This window comes from Chondrinema litorale (assembly GCF_026250525.1).
In the GTDB taxonomy this organism is placed as follows: Bacteria; Bacteroidota; Bacteroidia; order Cytophagales; family Flammeovirgaceae; genus Chondrinema; species Chondrinema litorale.
In genome coordinates this window covers 2,421,420-2,438,689 of the sequence record NZ_CP111043.1, presented here as the reverse complement: position 1 = coordinate 2,438,689, position 17,270 = coordinate 2,421,420, and the positions used below count along the sequence as shown (strand labels likewise).

Below are 17,270 nucleotides of genomic sequence, written 5' to 3'. Positions count from 1 at the left end.
CTAGAATTTTTTCAAAATAGACTTTATACCTCTCATAGAATCTTCACTAATAAAAGCATCTATAATTAAGATGTTCTGATATGATATATAACAACTATCTTATTTCTACTTAAGAAAACCTGCTTTACTTGGCTTTTGTAAGCCTTTTTTAATCTGAATATGTATATTTATTCCAAATGAAAAAGAAACTTGGAGATATATTTATTCAGATTATTCCTGTAATGATCGGGGTTTATCTGGGCTTTTTGGTTACAGACTGGGCTGATGGTAACAAGCGTAATTCACAGATGAAATCACTGGTTGATAACATCGTGCTTGAAATTGAAAACAACCTTCAAAAAGTGAAATATGTAAACGAATACCATAAAACATTGCTCGATAGCAGTCAGTTTTATTCGAATCCGCAAAACACGACAGTGATTGGCAATGGCAAACTACAAGGAAAGCCCTCATTTTTTAAAGGTACTCAAATTATAAACCTCACTAGTAGCGCTTACAACACCGGCATTCAAACTGGAATTATTAATGAGTTACCCATTGAAAAAATACAGGCACTCAACCAACTTTATACTTTCCAAGAGACTTACAACGAATATGGAAAAATGCTCATGACCAGCTTTATCAATAAAGATTTTTCGAGTGATAAAATGGATATTCAAAACATCGCATCTTTTCTGAGCATTACCATGAGCGATATAGTTGTACAAGAAGAATTACTTATCGAAAATTTTAAAAAAGTAGAGGCAACATTAAAAGGCAATGAGTTTTGAGTTAAAAAGTGTAGTTCCTTGGGGACGAACATTAATGGAATACAAACAGATGTTTAGTCTTACTCCTGCTGATCTTAATAAAAAAATTATCAGTTTCGGAGATGGACCTGCCAGCTTTAATAAAGAATTAACAGAGCAAAATGGCAACTGTATATCCATTGATCCCATCTATCAATTTTCTAAAGAGCAATTAGAAACGAGGTTTGAAGAAGTACGGGAAGAGATTTTAGAACAAGTTAAAAGCAATGCTAAAATTTTTATTTGGAAGATCATCAAAAACATAGAAGAACTTGATCTATTGAGAACTCAAGCTATGCACCAATTTCTGAAAGACTTCGATTCGGGACTAATTGAAGGAAGATATCTTATGCATCAGCTTCCTGAAAAAACTCATTTCAAAGACAAAGAGTTTGAACTCGGATTAAGCTCACATTTTTTAATCTTGTATGAAAAGTTAGGACTGGAATTTCATTTGAAATCTCTTACAGAAATGATGAGAATTTGCAAGAAAGTCCGCACTTTTCCACTTCTTAATCTGAATGCTGAAAAATCGGAAGTATTGGAACCGATCATCAAGCATTTTTCTGAAATGTATGAAGTGAAAATTGAGCAGGTAAACTATGAGTTTCAAAAAGGTGGAAATCAAATGCTTGTGATGAAAAACATTGAATAAGTTTATTGATAAATCAACAGCAAAGATTCCCACAAAAATTTCATTCTGCTTCACGATAGCACTTTAAATTTAAACAACACATTGGGAAGATTACAAGAAATAAGAGCTGAGTATAACCAAAATACAATTACAGTTTATCAGGCATATAATAAAACCATTGCATTGCCTGCCATTAAAAATAATCGCTTCGAGAAGCCTTTTTCCTTTAACCGGATGACATGGATAAAACCTTCTTATTTATGGTTGATGGAAAGAAGCAATTGGGGTTTAAAGGCTAATCAGGAATATATTTTAGCCATTAAAATTAAAAGAGCTTGTTGGGAAAAGGCTTTGTCTTTGGGCGTATTAACTCATCCAGATAAAGAAATTTATGCCAATGGCATTGAGTGGGAAAGTCTGTTTAACGAAGCCAAAGTTCATATACAGTGGGACCCTGAAAGAACTTTAAGAGGTGGTAAACTGCAAGAGCGCTCGATACAAGTAGGCATTAGCCGATTTTTAATTGAGGAGTTGAATAATGAGTGGATTGAAGAAATTGCCGATTACACTCCGCTTACCAGAAAAATACATCAACTTAAAACGCAAGGCAAACACAAAGAAGCCAAACGCTTGCTCCCTAACGAGCGAGTTTATCCCTTGCCACAAGATATTGAAAAAAGAATTGGAATTAGGTAATTTCACCAAACTTCTTTTCTGAGATTACAAATTACTTATGCTATTGCAGCAAATCTATTTTCGATATTTGTTAACCATTTTTTTCTTTTCTCTTCAGAAGCTGATTTTACCATACTCAAGTTAATCCACTTTCTTTTTTTGTAGCCTATCTTCCAGAAAGTGCCAGTAAGCAATGCTTTTCTAATCGCATTACCAAAAATGAAGCGATATAAAACACTGGGGGTGTTCATCGTGGTAATTACCGTTACACTTTTAATATTTAAGAGTGGAATCATTTTATTTCCATCGTCGGCATAGTCGTAAGCAACACCAGGGAAAATCACTTTATCTATAAAACCTTTGGTGAGTGCCGGCATTAATTCCCACCAGATTGGAAAAATAAATACTAAATGATCTGCCTCTTCTAACCTACTTTTATACTCGATTACTTTGGCATCTACAGGTTTGCGCTTTACAAAAGCTTGTAGGTCTGTAGCAGTCATTACCGGATTAAAGTTTTCTTTATCCAAATAAATTAAGTCAATTTGGTGTTGGGCTTTTTTTAAACCGGTTGTTACTGAATTTAAAATACTATTGCAGTAACTTTTTTCATAGGGATGGTTGAATACTATGAGTGTTTTCATTTGTGTCTTTTTTTAACACAAATATCAGTGAGCAACTCAGTGGTGGACAATAACAATTGTAAAGAAATGCATTATCTCCTATTTCTAATTCTACTTAACGAAACTGGTGTAATACCCAAATAAGAAGCGATATAATGTTGCGGAACTCTTTGCAAAATATGAGGATAATTTTCTAATAACTCATGATATCTCTTTTCTGGATTATCTCTAATTCTGCCTAGAAATAGCTTTTGGTAATACATCAAGCGCTTAAAAATATGATGCTCTATTTCTTTCTTTATGGCTGGTGACGAATCCATAATAGTTTGAAAATCATTTTTTCTGATAACTATTAGCTCACATGCTTCTATGGTTTCAATGGTAAATAAACTTGGCTCTCCGGTTTTAAAACTTTCAATAGAAGAAACGCCTTCTCCTTCAAAAAAGAACTGGAAAGTAATATCTTTTCCATCGTGATTAAACCAAAGTCTAAGGCAGCCTTTCTCTAAGAAATAAGCATTTTTAGAAACTTCGCCCTCATTAAGCAGCACTGCTTTAGGTGCTACAGTTTTTCTAGTAAATAAGTGGCTAAATTGTTTCCATACATCCAAGTTATTTTCGCTTGTGTCACTCATCATTAAATCAACTTAAAAGCTTCTCCATAATTACATAGTCGATTCCACCTTTGCTAAAGGTTTTGTCGGTTTCGAGCATACCAAACTTCTTATAAAAAGTGGTTTTGTCTGATCGGGCATTACACCAAATAGATTGAATATTTTGATTTAGAGAAATGTTTTGATGAGTAACTTCTTGCATTAAGTGAGCTAGTAACTTTGAGCCATAACCTTTACCCTGTTCAGAGACTTTTACTGCCAGTTTTCTAAACTGAGCCTTGCCATTTTCATAAAATAAAGAAACTACTCCAATTAGCTCTTCACCTTGCCATAAACCATAGTGAGTGCCTTGTTTGTCTTCTTCTAGCTTAACATATGATGCAGGTTTATCTGGCCACATTACAGTATGTCGTAAATGCCAAGTATCTTCTGGCGTTATTTGAGTTATCTTTACTAACATGCAATTCCACTTTTGTTACTAAACAAAGTTAGCTGTAAAGGTAGAGAGAATAAATTCCGGTTAGTTTTAAGTAACTAAGTATTAAAAAGCATAGCCAAAACTGAAATGCAAATGCTCTGGAAAAGTAACTCCGGTTCTAAAAATAAAGTGGCCTTCTGGTTTCTGATACCTATATGAAACACCACCCGCCGGATACAAAGGATTCTCATCACTAGAATAACTATTGGGGTTTTGATATGATAAATCATTATTACTGCTACCAGAAAGTGCCTCTTCCAACAGAGTTACTCCGGCACTCAACTCAACATGACTATTTTTTGAACCTAAAAGCATCATAAAAGTCGTTAACACATGCCCGCCTTTTTCTGTATGCAAACCCCAACCACCTGCTCCGGCTCTTACCCAAAGGCTATTTACAAAATTACCTTTGAGGTTTACCATCATTCTTTCATAATTGATGTTATAAGCTTCCCACAAGGGTATAATGCCTCCATTAACATATATCACATTTTTATTAAGGCTTTTCTTCTTAGCATAATACTGAATTGAAGATGAACCTATAGTAGCATATTCTTTTTGCTTTTTAGTAAGGTTCTGACTAAAACATGAAAACACACAAAGTAAAAAGCAGCTCGTAATAAATAGTTTTCTGGTCATTCTTTAATATTTGATGAGATAGGCTTTAGTAAATCGAGATTCAAGAATCCAATAAATTAGTAAATAGTCAATTTTGGGGTATTTTATGCGGCTAACAAATACTCAATTAATAGTCTCTAAGATTTCAGCTATCATAGTTTTAATAGCACCTTCTGTTTGCTGGTTGTTGTCTATAATAAAATCTGTTTCGAATTGCTTTTGAAGCACTTGCGTATTAATCGCGTTTACTTGATCATCTGAAACATTAATGTGAATAGATTGATCTCTGGTTTTTACCCTGTTTAAACACAGATTTGGATCAGCTAGCATCTGAATTGTAACAACTTCAAAATCTCGCTTTAGACTCGCAAGCATCTGATCGAAATAAATAGTAAGTCCGGTTGACTCAAAAACTAATTGATCGCACTCGGTTAACGTTGTTCTAATTCCTTTCTCAATGGCTGAGAATACTTCTTGCAAATAAGACTCATTATCAATCTGCCTATCTTTTTTAATCTGTTTTGCCCAATCTTCTACTCTAATAAATTTTATCTGGAAATGCTTTTCAAACAAATAACCTATAAAAGTTTTTCCACTGCCTTTTTGACCAAGAAGCAGATAAATGGTTTTATTTTTCATTGTAATCAGTTAAAAAATCTGTTACAATAAGTTAGCCTATTGCGCTGAGAAAGTCAATGTATCTTAGATTAACTTTAACTAATCATACTTTAGAAATCTGCTCTCTTAATAATGTTAAAGCATCTTTGGTTTTATCTCGTAAATCAGGCCAAGCATTTAATGTGTGATTAATAGTATTAGTTATTATTTCTATTGATGTTTTAATTTCATCAAAAAGTTGTTGTTTGTTTTCTTGTTTAAATTGCCTATGTACTAAACCATAGCTAAACTGTCCAAAATGCTCATATTTTGAAAATATTTCATAAAGTGAAAAAGCATATTTTAAATTTTCTATATTCAATTTTTTAGTATTGTTACTAAAGATAAAGCGTATTGCAGCACTAGGCATTATTGATTTATTTTCTACAGTAGGTTCACCATTTTCATCAAAAAATTCTTTATTTATCATTTTAATTTTATTTATTTCCTCATCAACTTGTTCCTCATTCAATGAAAAAATAACTCTATGAACTTTTTTCACATTTTCTAAGGACCAACGAATATGATCAAAATATAAATTCTTAATGTTTTCTTCTAAATTTTCCTTTTCAAAGCTTTTATGTAAAACATAATAAAAGGTTATTGTATCTGAGAGTAGTGATCTTAATATGACGAATAAACTATCAAGGATATGAGGAAGAGAATTAAATTTATCAATCAACTGGTTAGAAGCCATTAATCCATTATTGCTTTTAACTAGCACAGTATAAAAAAACTTTCTGGGCTCTTCAATATATAATTTTGAGTTTAAAACCTCCATTACAATTTTATGATGAACAAATTGAGTAAATTCATCTATTGAAGAAACAAGTTCAAGTACCTTTTTTTCTATCATTTTCTATTCAACTTATAATACAAAATCAACTTCTTATTAACTTAAACACCAACTGCCTAATAGAAACTACATGGTAAAATATGGCAAAGGGAAGTAAAACCGATGGCAACAATATATAAGGCATTTTAATGAAAGCTAGTTTTTGATTCGCTTCCAGAAAATCGCTAAAGTAATATGATGAGATAAAGGCATAAACTGTAACAGTTAGAATCGCCAGTGATACTACATTCCAAATAAAAATTGCCTGTGTTCCAATCTTGTTTTTTTGTACTATAAAAGCCACTATTAAAGCAGAAATACCCACTAAAATATCGTAATTAATACCTTCGAAAGTCGCTCTTTCTGGAAAAACACCATTGATAAAAGCGCCATAAATTAAAATCTCTACTCCTATTCGAAATGACTGTATGTAAATAATTACATGTAATGGAATATGCTGCATGAGCTTTTTAAAAACATCTGTGGAAGTAATGTAAATAATAAACACAATTGCCGGAATTACAATTAACAGGGGCATTCTTGGTGGCAAACTAAAATTACTGAGTATTCCTGATGCTGATATAAAAGTTACGTAAAGCAACCATAGCAGAAAGCCCAAACCATATCGGATATAAAATTTTTGTGGTGCATTTGTGAGTTTAAACAGCATAAACACTGTAAAAAACATTATTGCAGATAAGAGATAGAAACCTATTAAAACCATAGCTTTTTTATTTCAATATTAATGGATGATGCTCATAGATGACTATCCAAAATTGCTATTTACTTTTTCTATAAGCTAAAGGGGAAGAATTACGGTATTTTTTAAAGAATTTGTAAAACGAATTAGGTTCTTCAAAGCCAACAGCCAAAGCGATTTCGGCAATTTCTTTATTAGAATATTTAAGTAAGTCTTCTGCTTTTTGGAGTCGCAAGTTCATGATATATTGATGCGGACTACAGAAAAAAGCGGCTTTAAAAGTTCTGATAAAATGAAATTTAGAAAGACAAGCTATGGCACTCAACTCGTCCACAGAAATGTTTTTATAAAAGTTTGCATGCATATAATCGGTAGCTACAGAGAGTCTTTTGACTAATTCTTCTCTAGTCGCTTTCGATTGGGAAGATATACTTTCAAAACCCTTATATTCTTTATCTGTTTGTTCTAGTATATTTTCTAAAAAAGCGCTTAACAGCATGGCTTCTTCTTCCAAAACATAATCTGTTGCTTGCGCTTGTAACTGTATAATTTGCTTAATTAAACGCGTCTGCTTTGCATCTTTCCAACTCGACCTTACAAATACATGATGATCTACTGGCTGATACATATTAGGGTTATCTAATAAATTACTCTGCGAATTTCTAAGCGCATACAAAGTTTCTGAAAACAGCTTTTCGCTAAAGTGTATATTAAATGTGTGGGTGGGCGAAAAACTTTCTGGAATGGTTAAATCGTAATGCTGCCCTTTGTTTACAACACAAAAAGTATTTTCGGTAATTTCTACTTGTTTGCCATCTGCTACTACTTTACTGTTGCCTTTTAGATTCATAAAAATACTAAAGGGAGCCAGTATACCATTTCGTTCTGCACCAAAAGACTTTGTATTTAAAATTACATCTGGCCAACCTTTGTCTGGCAGCAAAATATTTTTCACACCTCGTTGGTCTTCAAAATTACTTTTGGATTGCTTTCTTATCCACGATAAATCTGGAAATTCATTAAGTAGCATTTTCTAATTTACGCATAAAAAAATTGCAGGCAAAACAGTGTTTATGCTGCGTTTGCCTGCAATTTCAAAATTAACTTATACAATATTTACTTCCCCTCTCACAAGTCAAAGGGTTTCATCAATCAGCTTTTTCCGGCACTTTTTCCCATTCGAAAGTTTGGTCTAGTGCATATTTAGCAAACCAATCTAATTCCATGTTAATCTTGTACAAACGGTGTCTTAATTCTTGCCAGCCGTGTGGCTCTCTTGGTGCAACTAATAAATGTGTTGGTACACCATTACTTCTTAAAGCACGATACAACTCCAAAGACTGAGGCAATGGCACTCTTGGGTCGCTTTCACCTACAACTACCAATGTTGGTGTTGTAACTTTGCTAATATCTTTTAGCGGAGAATGATCCCAGTATTTATCAATCGGTGCATCTTTTTGCCAAGGAGTACCACCAAACCAAGGGGTTCTGTAAGTTCTTACATCACTTTGTGCATACATGCCAATCCAGTTAATAGCACCAGCACCCGAAGAGGCAGCTTTAAAACGATCTGTAAAAGTGATAATCTTGTTGGTCATGTGGCCACCGGCACTCCAACCCATTTTCACCAATTTATCTCCGTCAGCTACACCTTCTTTAATTAAATAATCTACACCTGCCATTACATCTAAGTGAGATTGGTGGAAGTAGCTACCTACCATATCGCGAAGAAAATCGTCTCCGTAACCTGTACTACCTCTATAGTTTGGTTGTAGAACCACATAACCTTTTCCAGTAAACACAGCATTGTATCTAGTAAAACTTCTTGAAAAGCCAAACTTATCTGACGAAGCAGGTCCACCATGTGTCTGCACTACTAATGGATATTTTTTACCTTTTTGGTAATCGTGTGGGTAGTACACTAAACCTTCTACTTTTACACCATCTTTACCTTTCCAAGTAATAAGCTCTTGCTTTGGCAAATAATATTCTTCTGCTAAGTAATCGTACTGATGAGTAACCTGAGTAAGTGAGCCGTTTTCCAGTTTAAACACATCACCCGGATTTTCCATGGTACTTACTGTCATTACATGCTTGCCTAACTTTGGCTCATAATCCCAACCACCTACAGAGTGATTACCTTTGGTTAACTGAGTAAGCTTTTTGTTGCTTAGTTGGAATTGCCATAGTTGAGTTTGGCTACCCATATTTGCAATTAAAAAGATCGATTTGCCATCAGCAGCCCACTCAGCAGTAGAAACTTCGTAAGGGAAATCTTTGATTGGCACTACAGCTTTGCTACTTCCATCAGCAGGAAGAACAAACAGTTTATCATTGTAATATAATTCGAAATCTTTGTTGGTAAATGCAGTAAATAATACTTGCGAACCATCAGGAGAGATTTTAGCTCCACTTTCTGCTACATCATTATCTGTTAATTGTACTGCATTTTCTCCATTGCTATCCATTACCCAAACATTGCTTTTAGGATAGTAATCGTACAATGGATTTACTCCTTTATGAAATACGATTTTCTTACCATCAGCAGAAAGATCGTAGCTCAAAATAGAATAATCGCCAGAAGTAATTTGCGCTTCTTTTTCATCTTCTAAGGTAATTTTCCAAAGATGTTTTTGCTTGTAGTTTTCATCGTAGAGGTAAACATCGTCATTTTCTTTTTTGGCTGTTTCTTCATCAGAAGATAATGTGTCTGTTGCCACAAAATAGATCGACTTACCATCTGGAGCCCAAGTATAATTTGATACACCAGTTTTATGCGTGTTCAATTGTTTACCTTCTCCACCATTTGCACGGATAAGGTAAAGTTGGCTAGCTTCATTGTCTCCTCTTTTAGCTATAAAGCTTATCCATTTGCCATCTGGCGACCAAGCAGGGCTACCTTCGCCACCATCTCCGTAGGTAAACTGGTAGCTGTTGCTTCCATCGATACCTACTTTCCAGATATGCCCAACTTGTTTGTTGGCATCCCAGTCACTTTCAGAAAATACATAAACCAACTCACTCCCATCAGGAGAAAGCTGTGGGTTTGAAACTCCGGGAACATTTAAAAAATCGATTACAGACATCACTTTCTTCCCGCTTTGTGCCTGTACCTGAAATACTGTGAATAATAAAAAAAACAGTGTGGTGATTCTCATTGTGTAGTTTTTTTGTTTGTTAATAATTAGCGACTGAAAAAAGCTGGTTTTTCAGATGTATAAATCTACTCACAAAATTGTTGGCTACACAATTATTTAAATCAATCAGCTCCGATGTTTCACTCAAACTATAAAATACTCAGCTAAAAAAGTATTCTACAGTTTGTTATCACTTTAACTTTTCTGTTGCTTATACCATTCTATCGCTTTGGCTTCTTCTCTTTTTATAAAGCTATCTTTGCCTGCATTATATTCGTTTCCGTCTTTCCAGTTTTGTTGGCTCAATGCTCGTTTTAAACTTTCGTATTGAGTTTCTTCTATGTCTAATTTGTATTTCATGAATGAAAACTAGTTTATCGAGAAAGAAAGGTTGAGAATGAATCTACTATTTAGATAAAGAGAATCATCTTGATAGGCCAAACCTAAACACAAAGGCACCCCAACATTTAACTGCTGAATTTGAACATTCGGGAAAAAGCTCACTCCACTGGTAAATATCCATGATGAATCAGATTGCTCTGCTTGAGAAGGTATATTGGTTACTTCGCCAAATAGATTTGTATTTATATGGATGGAATTACCAAAATCTACCGAATTAAGATTGGAACCGAAAAAGGAATAATAACCATAGCTATCTCCTTCTAAAATGTAAGCTCCTAGCTCTAAGAATAACTCTTTATGTGTGAAACCAATACCACTCGACACACCTTGGCTAAAAGTGGAATTAGCTTTTTTAAAGTTGTAGCTCGCCATTTGTGGTGTTCTAGCAAATACATACACCCCAAGGTCTTGACCAAGAACAGATTGAGATATTAGAATCGAAAAGATTAAGATATAGACTTTTTGCATAGTTGTTTTTTTATGCAAAAAAGCCTGTGCGTTAGTGATTCAGCAACCGAAAAATCGACAAGTATTTTTTTATTTTTAGGAATAGCAAATAACTGTATAATGCAATTACAGGTTAACTGTAGCCAATAAATTCAGCTTTTATCTTGCTAGAGTTTAACTTAAATATTAACCACAGTAATAAAGAGATCATGCTTATTCCAAAGAATGCGATAAACAATATCCCCCAAAAAAAAGGATCGCCTATGTCAAATAAGCCTTCATCTCCTACGATAAAATAAAATTGCATTAATATTGAAAATACCATGTGAAGTATACCGATACTAAACAATATAGATAAGCTTATTCTCGACCAGTTTTTTCTTTTTAATAAAGCTATAGAGCTTATAAAAAAAGTGAGTATCATTAAGCCTACCAAAGCGATTATGAGTCTAAAATTTGAATAAATTAGCGTGTAAATTCCATCGTCTGCATCAGTGGTTATCGCATTTTCAAATTCTTCTATAGGGAAAGTAGTATTCAATAAAATGTTTTGGAATATCGAAATTACTAAACCAAAACCTGAGAATATGATTAAAACCCAAGCAAGTACAGTAACAAAAGTAGAGTTTCTATTATCCATTTAAATATTAAAATTATACAACTAAACGCTAAACGTTTCTCTTATTGGTATCCATACTTCTTCCTCAGATTCTGGACTATTATTTTGGTATTTACTTCCCAGTATTTCGAAATGTGGGCGAATGTCTAGTGTGTAAGGCGAATTAGGTAACCAATTTGCAAAAATATTCTGAAAAAATGGTGCTGCTTCAGCCGGATAACCTTTATAAACAAAAACAGCATACATGCCACCTTTTAGTGTAAAGCTATCTAAACCTTCTGGCATATTATTAAAATTCTCAACCTCCACCAAAGCCCATTTTTCAAACTCGGCGTTTGGGTTAAATCCCACAAAAAAATTAGCCGGATAGCTTTGTAGAGAATACATTTCTGTTCCTACTTTATTATGAATATGATTCTTTAAAGGCATAAAGCTTTTCCATAACTCACCAGTTTTGTTGTTAGCAAATGACATGGTTAAGTATTTTCCTACCAGTTTTTTTTCTTGTATAGTTTCAATTCTGTATTGCATATTTTTGTCGATTTTATTCAGTTAAATAACATTTTATGGTTTCTTTGTTCTACAACAATCTGTCATTCAATAGGGATATATAAATCAACAAGACACTTTTTTTCTGGGTGGTCTTGGTAGTTGTTGTGGAAAATTTCAAAAGGGTTTCTGTCTGCTTTTTTATATCCGTTTTCATTCATCCAGATAAATAAACCACTCCATGCTTGCTCAAAATCTGAAAGATTTATTTCGAAACTACCTTTTATAAACTTGTCTGCTTCTATGGTAGTTAAGCCGATTTCACCTTCGGTTTCAACTGGTTCTGTTAGCAAGATGCAAGCACTCATTCTCACTTTTTCTGGCTCGGTAATTTTAAAACTATCGTGGTAAATGGTAAGCATTTTAGTTTCTTCTTTCGCCAACAAACCTTTTGGCATTGCCCATTTAACTAGTTTATCAAATGCATTACTCACATTTTTATCTCCGATACAGGTGATGTATGCCAGTTCCATCTTGGGCATTTCCTTTACTTCAATTTTAGCATTCATTTTAATCCATTTTTTAAGATTATCAATGTTGCTAAGGTATTGTTCACGACTTGGGTAGGCTTGACCATTCTTGCTTTTAAGTTGATTTATCTTGCTAAACTTGTTTGTGTGTTGTTCACGAAAAGCTGTTGGACTCAACTGATAAAACTTCTTAAATACTCTGGTAAAAGCGGAGTTTTCGCTAAAACCAAATTGAAACGCAACTTCTGTAATGCTGCTATTGCTATTATGTAAAAGCATAGCGGCAGCTTTCTCGATTCGCTGTCTGGTAATGTATTCGTTTAGAGTTTCGCCAGTAATGGTTTTAAATATTCTATGGAAATGATAAGGAGAGAAAAATGCGATTTTAGAGATCGTTTCCAAAGACAAATCTTCCATCAGGTTTTCATCGATATACTCAAAAACCCTGTTGATTCTGCTTTTATATTCATCTTCTAAATCACTTTTGGAGATTGGCATTTTTTATTTATCAAATTACAGTATTAATCAATCACAGCTCTAGTCTATAACTACTTGGATCATTTTTTAAATGTTTATATCTAATCATCATATGCCAAAAGCAATAATATTCGCGTGCTTTATTTATCCAAATATCTGTTGAGTCATTATGAGTTTGTATAGTTAAAATCTCATATTCAAATCTTCGAATCATTCTATTTGGCTGAATTACTTTAGCTCTCTCTGTTTCAGAATCAGGTGTTGTAAATAAACTAATTTCATCATTAGCAATAAATTTTATTTTACCATTAAATACAGCTAAACTCCTAGTACCAATTATTACCCAATTTCCATTGGAATGTCCATATTTTACTATAGGCAAACCGAAATCTTCATCTACAATTTTTGATTGAAAACTTTCTTTGAAAGCGTCACTCAAATCATCATACAATGCAGAAAATTCCGTAGGTACTCCGTAATCAATAGCTTTCTTAGAAATACTTGCTTTTATTTCTTCATCAGACATTGCAGTTATCATAATCATTCAAAAGATTTAAGCTCTATTGCTTTGTACAATTATATTATAGCATCAGTATTTTTAGTCGTTTTCAATATTGACGTTCAACTTTTCAAATGAAACACCACCTCGCTCTTCCATTGTTAGTTGTTGAATCTGTGTGTACTTCGGAAGTTTTCTAACATATTGTTCAAAGCCTGATGCTTGAAATTTTATATCTCCCACTTGAGTACTTAAATTCCACTCATAAGCTTTATGCCCATTTTTAAAATCTAATTCTTTTTCAAGTATTAAATCAGATACTTCGAGCTCAAGCGGGAAAAAGTTTTCGGTATCTATATCAATTTTTAAGTTAACAGCATCTCTAAAAACTAACGTGCAAGGTGAAATAAAAAATGAGAAATGTTGATTTGGTGAAATTGGATTTACCCATTTAAAAATGTAATCTATATCAAATAATATTTCACTTATACCTTCATCCGAATTTGATTGTAAAGAAAATGCATAAATGAGAGCATCGTGCCATCCCATTTGTTCATAGTCTTTTTCTATCCATAGAGATTTTTCTAGCTGGTATTTTTGATGCATTTGATTATGCCCCAATTTAATCCACTTTAGTTTTTGAATTTATTTTGTTAGATATTTCTTGATATTTTTCATCATTTGGATATCGATTAATCAATTGCGTTAAGAACTCTTGTGCTTTAGCGTATTTTTCTTGGGATAATGCTTTATCTAATTTCTTTTCTAAAACTGAATCTTCTATAAATTTACAATCGCACATTGCATTAACTACCATGTCACAATCACCTTCTCTTGGCTTATATTCATCTTTTAAACTAAAAGCAATACTGAGGTTGTAAACATCATTCTCATTACGATTTTCACAACTCAACCAATTTCCCTCAGTATCAATAAGTAATCTTTTTAATTCGTCTTCTATGCCATAGCCCAGTTCTTTTAGTATTTCAAAACTTTCTAATTTATTATCACAGTTAATTCTAAAATTGACTTCTGATATTCCTACTATTCCCTTTTCTTGGGCTTTTACTGGATATTTTATATATCTCTTCATATGTCTCCAAAATGCTTGTTCACCTTCTTCATAAAAAGTCCCAACTTTATTAGTCATTTCTAATTTTTGACCATATGAGTTAAATGATAATAAAATAAATAAAAAAAATAGAATGGGTTTCATATTGAAATTAAATTGCTTGTTAAGTTAAACTAGTTGAATAAATTGATTTTTTATAAGCTATTAAAAAGCAAAATAGGCATTTTTATCTGATTAAAATCACTAGTTGACTTTATTAAAGATGAAACATTTCGTTCCCAAGTCGACCTTTAGATTCAAATCGACTTTTAACTGGTGGATAAATTAACACCAAAGAGAGTAATATGAACAGAGATATTTTTAGTAGGTAATTCAATTTATTTCCTTTTCTAAATACACCACTAGTGTGTCTTTTAAAACAGCAAAACTATTTTCTCCAACTTGCCAGTCCGATGTTGCATCTTCTTTTTGCTTGTAAATAATAAAGTCATCATTATGATCTATTATTAAATTAAAATGCCTATACCCTGCTTTGGTTACAATAATTTTTCTTTCTGATAAATCTCCTGTTATCTGTTGCATATGAACAAATCCTATAGAATCTGTTTCGAACTCATAGGATTCAATAGTTACATTCGCTTTTTCAACAGGTTGCTTAGTTAACTTATCCTTCACAATAACCTTTTGTACAGTTAGCGCATCACAAGAAATCAATAATATAGATATGATCAGAATCTTTAATCTCATTATAATCACTCAAAAGGTTTAACTCCTATGGCATTATATAAATCTGCGGTGTTGTAGAGATTGCCGTTTTTAATTGTCAATTCTACTCTTCTTATATCGCTGATGTTTTCTAGCGGATTTCCATCCACCAGAATTAAATCTGCTTCTTTGCCGCTTTCTATTGAGCCTAATTTGTCTGCCACACCAATCACCTCAGCAGAAGTAAGCGTTGCCATTTTTAATACATCCGCTGTAGAAATACCCGCTTTTACATAGTTTTCCAGTTCTTTGTGTAAAGCAAAACCAGACATGGCATCTGTACCCGGAACCATGGTAATACCTTGTTTGTGTAATTCATTAATCATGTTTAGCAACTGGTTGTACCCCTCTTTGTATTGCGCTTCTTTGCCTTTGGGAATTGGCAAACCACCAGAGTAAAACCCACGCTTTACCTGAATCGGCAATCTATCGAGAATGGCTTCAAACTGCGGATCGGGTTCTCCTGCTTTGGTAGTAAGCATACCTTCGAAAATAGACACTGTAGGGTCTAGCACAATGTTTTTTTCCTTTAGCAATTTCACAAAATCTTGAAACTCTTTGCCTTTGATGTTGATATTAGCTGCCTGTTCACCAATCATAGAAAAACGAAGTGGAGTGCGTGTATCAATCGTGTCTGACATAAAGTTGAGGGCAATCATGTTGATATGCTGAATCTCATCGTAACCGGCTTTTACTGCATCTTCGGCTAGCATGTGCGCAGGAATATGTCCGCAAACTCGCATACCAAGACCATGCGCTTTCTCTGCAATTGGTTTAACCCAAGAAGGATCAATCGAACTGTATAACTTTATCTGATCGTAGCCTTTTTCTTTGTAGAAATCTACCGCTGCCAAGCCTTCGTCTAGCGTTTTAATAATCTTTCCTATTGGTCCGGCATAAGGGCCAGCCTGATCTATAAATCCACTGATAATTAAGATTCTGGGACCTAAAACTTTATCTGTATTAAACTCATCTCGTATTTCTGGCAAGTCGAAAGAATTGGCTAAATCTCGCACTGATGTAACTCCTGCTGCCAGGTTTAAAATACCATCTGACCTGCCCAAGTGCGTATGCATGTCGAACAAACCAGGCAATAGTGTTTTGCCAGTTCCATCGATCACTTTTGTGGCTTCTGGTAATTCTTCACCTTCTGCCAGAATACTTTCAATCGTATTTCCACTGATTACGACCGATTTGTTTGCTAGCATTTTACCAGTGGCTACATCAAACACAGCTACGTTTTTAATAATTACTTTGCCACTTGGCTTTTGGGTAAGTTCGCTTGCCAGTTTGTTATAGTAGTCTTTTTCTTTTTGGGTTTGAATTTCGAGAAGTTGCTCGTTAATCTGCTCATATCCATCTCTAATACAGCTCAACCAAGTTGAAGGCAGCGCAAATATGCGATTAAACTGATCGAACCAAGCATATTCTGGTTTAAAAGAAAGCCCTGTAATTTCTACTAACTTAAGCTTGAGTGTATCTCCAATTACGATTTCTTCTATATTGCTGAGTTTTGCTGTGCCGCTTGGCAAAAGATTGATTGATTTATTTTCGCTTTCCATCATTTTTCGCACCATCATCTCTGTATTTCCAATGGTGCTATTAATCCCGATGAAGTATTCATTTCCTCCCAAATCGTATTCGCCTCTTTCCGATGTGCTCATCCATTTGGCAGACATCCCTTTTACCTGATACCTTTCGTTCACCGTGTCTTTAAGGTAATTATGCCCGTTAATCCTGATTGATTCGAGCATACCATTGTCTCTCAACTGAACTACTTCTTCGATATATGGACCTCTTCCTCTGTCATTATATTCAAAAATGTACTTAAACTTTCCTTCTTCGGTTTTCATGCTTTTAAAATAGCCAGCCTTATTGTCTCCAAAGTACAAGCTATAATTTAAGGGAATATAACCGGGGTCTTTTACAGGTTCTTCTTTCTTAGCACACGAAAATAAAAGACATGATAAGATGAGGGGAAGTAATAAGTATTTCATAGGTTGATGAGTAGATAATTTAAATATTGAGTGTTTGTAAGTTAGGAGATTAAGTCAAAAAAAGGGTTTTTATATAAAAAAACATAGTTATTAATGTTAGATATTAAATCTCATACATGGCAGTATGTCCTTTTTTCCTTGATAAAAAAAGGACGAAAAAAATCAATAGCACCGGCTACCGGAAAATCCGATGCTGCCACACACAAGTGCCCCC

22 protein-coding genes are annotated in these 17,270 nt (G+C 33.7%); 3 read left to right on the top strand and 19 right to left on the bottom strand.

What is annotated here, in order from left to right; genetic code table 11:
- The first annotated feature begins 176 nt into the window (after positions 1-176).
- The 3 genes from OQ292_RS10090 to OQ292_RS10080 all read left to right on the top strand — a co-directional run bounded on the left by OQ292_RS10090 (position 177) and on the right by OQ292_RS10080 (position 2,118).
- The gene (locus OQ292_RS10090) at positions 177-770 is read left to right on the top strand and encodes a hypothetical protein (RefSeq protein WP_284685936.1); all 594 of its coding nucleotides are present in this window, start codon (positions 177-179) and stop codon (positions 768-770) included.
- Positions 760-1,443 (top strand): SAM-dependent methyltransferase, encoded by a 684-nt coding sequence (locus OQ292_RS10085; protein WP_284685935.1) that lies wholly within the window; start codon positions 760-762, stop codon positions 1,441-1,443. Before OQ292_RS10090 ends, OQ292_RS10085 begins: the two co-directional genes overlap by 11 nt.
- An 81-nt stretch (positions 1,444-1,524) precedes the next feature.
- Positions 1,525-2,118: a DUF4291 domain-containing protein gene (locus tag OQ292_RS10080; RefSeq protein ID WP_284685934.1), complete on the top strand. Its 594-nt coding sequence runs from the start codon at positions 1,525-1,527 to the stop codon at positions 2,116-2,118.
- Between the two features lie 35 nt (positions 2,119-2,153).
- On the opposite strand, the gene OQ292_RS10075 is transcribed toward OQ292_RS10080, so the two are convergent.
- From OQ292_RS10075 to OQ292_RS09985, 19 genes are all read right to left on the bottom strand, one after another.
- Positions 2,154-2,741, bottom strand: a complete 588-nt coding sequence (locus tag OQ292_RS10075) for an NAD(P)H-dependent oxidoreductase (RefSeq protein WP_284685933.1) — start codon at positions 2,739-2,741, stop codon at positions 2,154-2,156.
- Between the two features lie 71 nt (positions 2,742-2,812).
- A complete protein-coding gene (locus tag OQ292_RS10070; protein ID WP_284685932.1) occupies positions 2,813-3,355 on the bottom strand; it encodes a Crp/Fnr family transcriptional regulator in 543 nt (180 codons plus the stop codon).
- A gap of 7 nt (positions 3,356-3,362) precedes the next feature.
- A complete protein-coding gene (locus OQ292_RS10065) occupies positions 3,363-3,794 on the bottom strand; it encodes a GNAT family N-acetyltransferase (protein WP_284685931.1) in 432 nt (143 codons plus the stop codon).
- Between the two features lie 81 nt (positions 3,795-3,875).
- Positions 3,876-4,451 carry a hypothetical protein gene (locus OQ292_RS10060; RefSeq protein WP_284685930.1) on the bottom strand — a complete coding sequence of 192 codons (576 nt, stop codon included), beginning with the start codon at positions 4,449-4,451 and terminating at the stop codon, positions 3,876-3,878.
- A 102-nt stretch (positions 4,452-4,553) separates the two neighbouring features.
- Positions 4,554-5,069, bottom strand: coding sequence for a hypothetical protein (locus OQ292_RS10055; protein ID WP_284685929.1), 516 nt, complete (start codon positions 5,067-5,069; stop codon positions 4,554-4,556).
- A gap of 82 nt (positions 5,070-5,151) precedes the next feature.
- A complete protein-coding gene (locus tag OQ292_RS10050; protein WP_284685928.1) occupies positions 5,152-5,943 on the bottom strand; it encodes a hypothetical protein in 792 nt (263 codons plus the stop codon).
- A gap of 25 nt (positions 5,944-5,968) precedes the next feature.
- Positions 5,969-6,646, bottom strand: coding sequence for a DUF8737 domain-containing protein (locus OQ292_RS10045; RefSeq protein ID WP_284685927.1), 678 nt, complete (start codon positions 6,644-6,646; stop codon positions 5,969-5,971).
- Between the two features lie 55 nt (positions 6,647-6,701).
- A complete protein-coding gene (locus OQ292_RS10040) occupies positions 6,702-7,652 on the bottom strand; it encodes an AraC family transcriptional regulator (RefSeq protein ID WP_284685926.1) in 951 nt (316 codons plus the stop codon).
- Positions 7,653-7,770: 118 nt separating this feature from the next.
- The gene (locus tag OQ292_RS10035; protein WP_284685925.1) at positions 7,771-9,780 is read right to left on the bottom strand and encodes a S9 family peptidase; all 2,010 of its coding nucleotides are present in this window, start codon (positions 9,778-9,780) and stop codon (positions 7,771-7,773) included.
- A 174-nt stretch (positions 9,781-9,954) separates the two neighbouring features.
- The gene (locus tag OQ292_RS10030; RefSeq protein WP_284685924.1) at positions 9,955-10,119 is read right to left on the bottom strand and encodes a GrpB family protein; all 165 of its coding nucleotides are present in this window, start codon (positions 10,117-10,119) and stop codon (positions 9,955-9,957) included.
- Positions 10,120-10,128: 9 nt separating this feature from the next.
- Positions 10,129-10,629 carry a hypothetical protein gene (locus tag OQ292_RS10025; RefSeq protein WP_284685923.1) on the bottom strand — a complete coding sequence of 167 codons (501 nt, stop codon included), beginning with the start codon at positions 10,627-10,629 and terminating at the stop codon, positions 10,129-10,131.
- Positions 10,630-10,741: 112 nt separating this feature from the next.
- The gene (locus OQ292_RS10020) at positions 10,742-11,248 is read right to left on the bottom strand and encodes a hypothetical protein (protein WP_284685922.1); all 507 of its coding nucleotides are present in this window, start codon (positions 11,246-11,248) and stop codon (positions 10,742-10,744) included.
- A gap of 21 nt (positions 11,249-11,269) precedes the next feature.
- Positions 11,270-11,758, bottom strand: a complete 489-nt coding sequence (locus tag OQ292_RS10015; protein WP_284685921.1) for a GyrI-like domain-containing protein — start codon at positions 11,756-11,758, stop codon at positions 11,270-11,272.
- Between the two features lie 62 nt (positions 11,759-11,820).
- Entirely contained in the window at positions 11,821-12,744 is a 924-nt protein-coding gene (locus OQ292_RS10010) for an AraC family transcriptional regulator (RefSeq protein ID WP_284685920.1), read from the bottom strand.
- Between the two features lie 31 nt (positions 12,745-12,775).
- Positions 12,776-13,267, bottom strand: coding sequence for a hypothetical protein (locus tag OQ292_RS10005; RefSeq protein WP_284685919.1), 492 nt, complete (start codon positions 13,265-13,267; stop codon positions 12,776-12,778).
- 54 nt (positions 13,268-13,321) lie between these two features.
- On the bottom strand, positions 13,322-13,828 hold the full coding sequence (locus OQ292_RS10000) for a hypothetical protein (protein WP_284685918.1): 507 nt from the start codon (positions 13,826-13,828) through the stop codon (positions 13,322-13,324).
- A 16-nt stretch (positions 13,829-13,844) separates the two neighbouring features.
- Entirely contained in the window at positions 13,845-14,438 is a 594-nt protein-coding gene (locus tag OQ292_RS09995; RefSeq protein WP_284685917.1) for a hypothetical protein, read from the bottom strand.
- Between the two features lie 228 nt (positions 14,439-14,666).
- Complete coding sequence (locus OQ292_RS09990) at positions 14,667-14,969, bottom strand: hypothetical protein (protein WP_284685916.1); 303 nt, start codon at positions 14,967-14,969, stop codon at positions 14,667-14,669.
- 77 nt (positions 14,970-15,046) lie between these two features.
- The gene (locus tag OQ292_RS09985) at positions 15,047-17,056 is read right to left on the bottom strand and encodes an amidohydrolase family protein (RefSeq protein WP_284685915.1); all 2,010 of its coding nucleotides are present in this window, start codon (positions 17,054-17,056) and stop codon (positions 15,047-15,049) included.
- Positions 17,057-17,270: the final 214 nt, after the last annotated feature.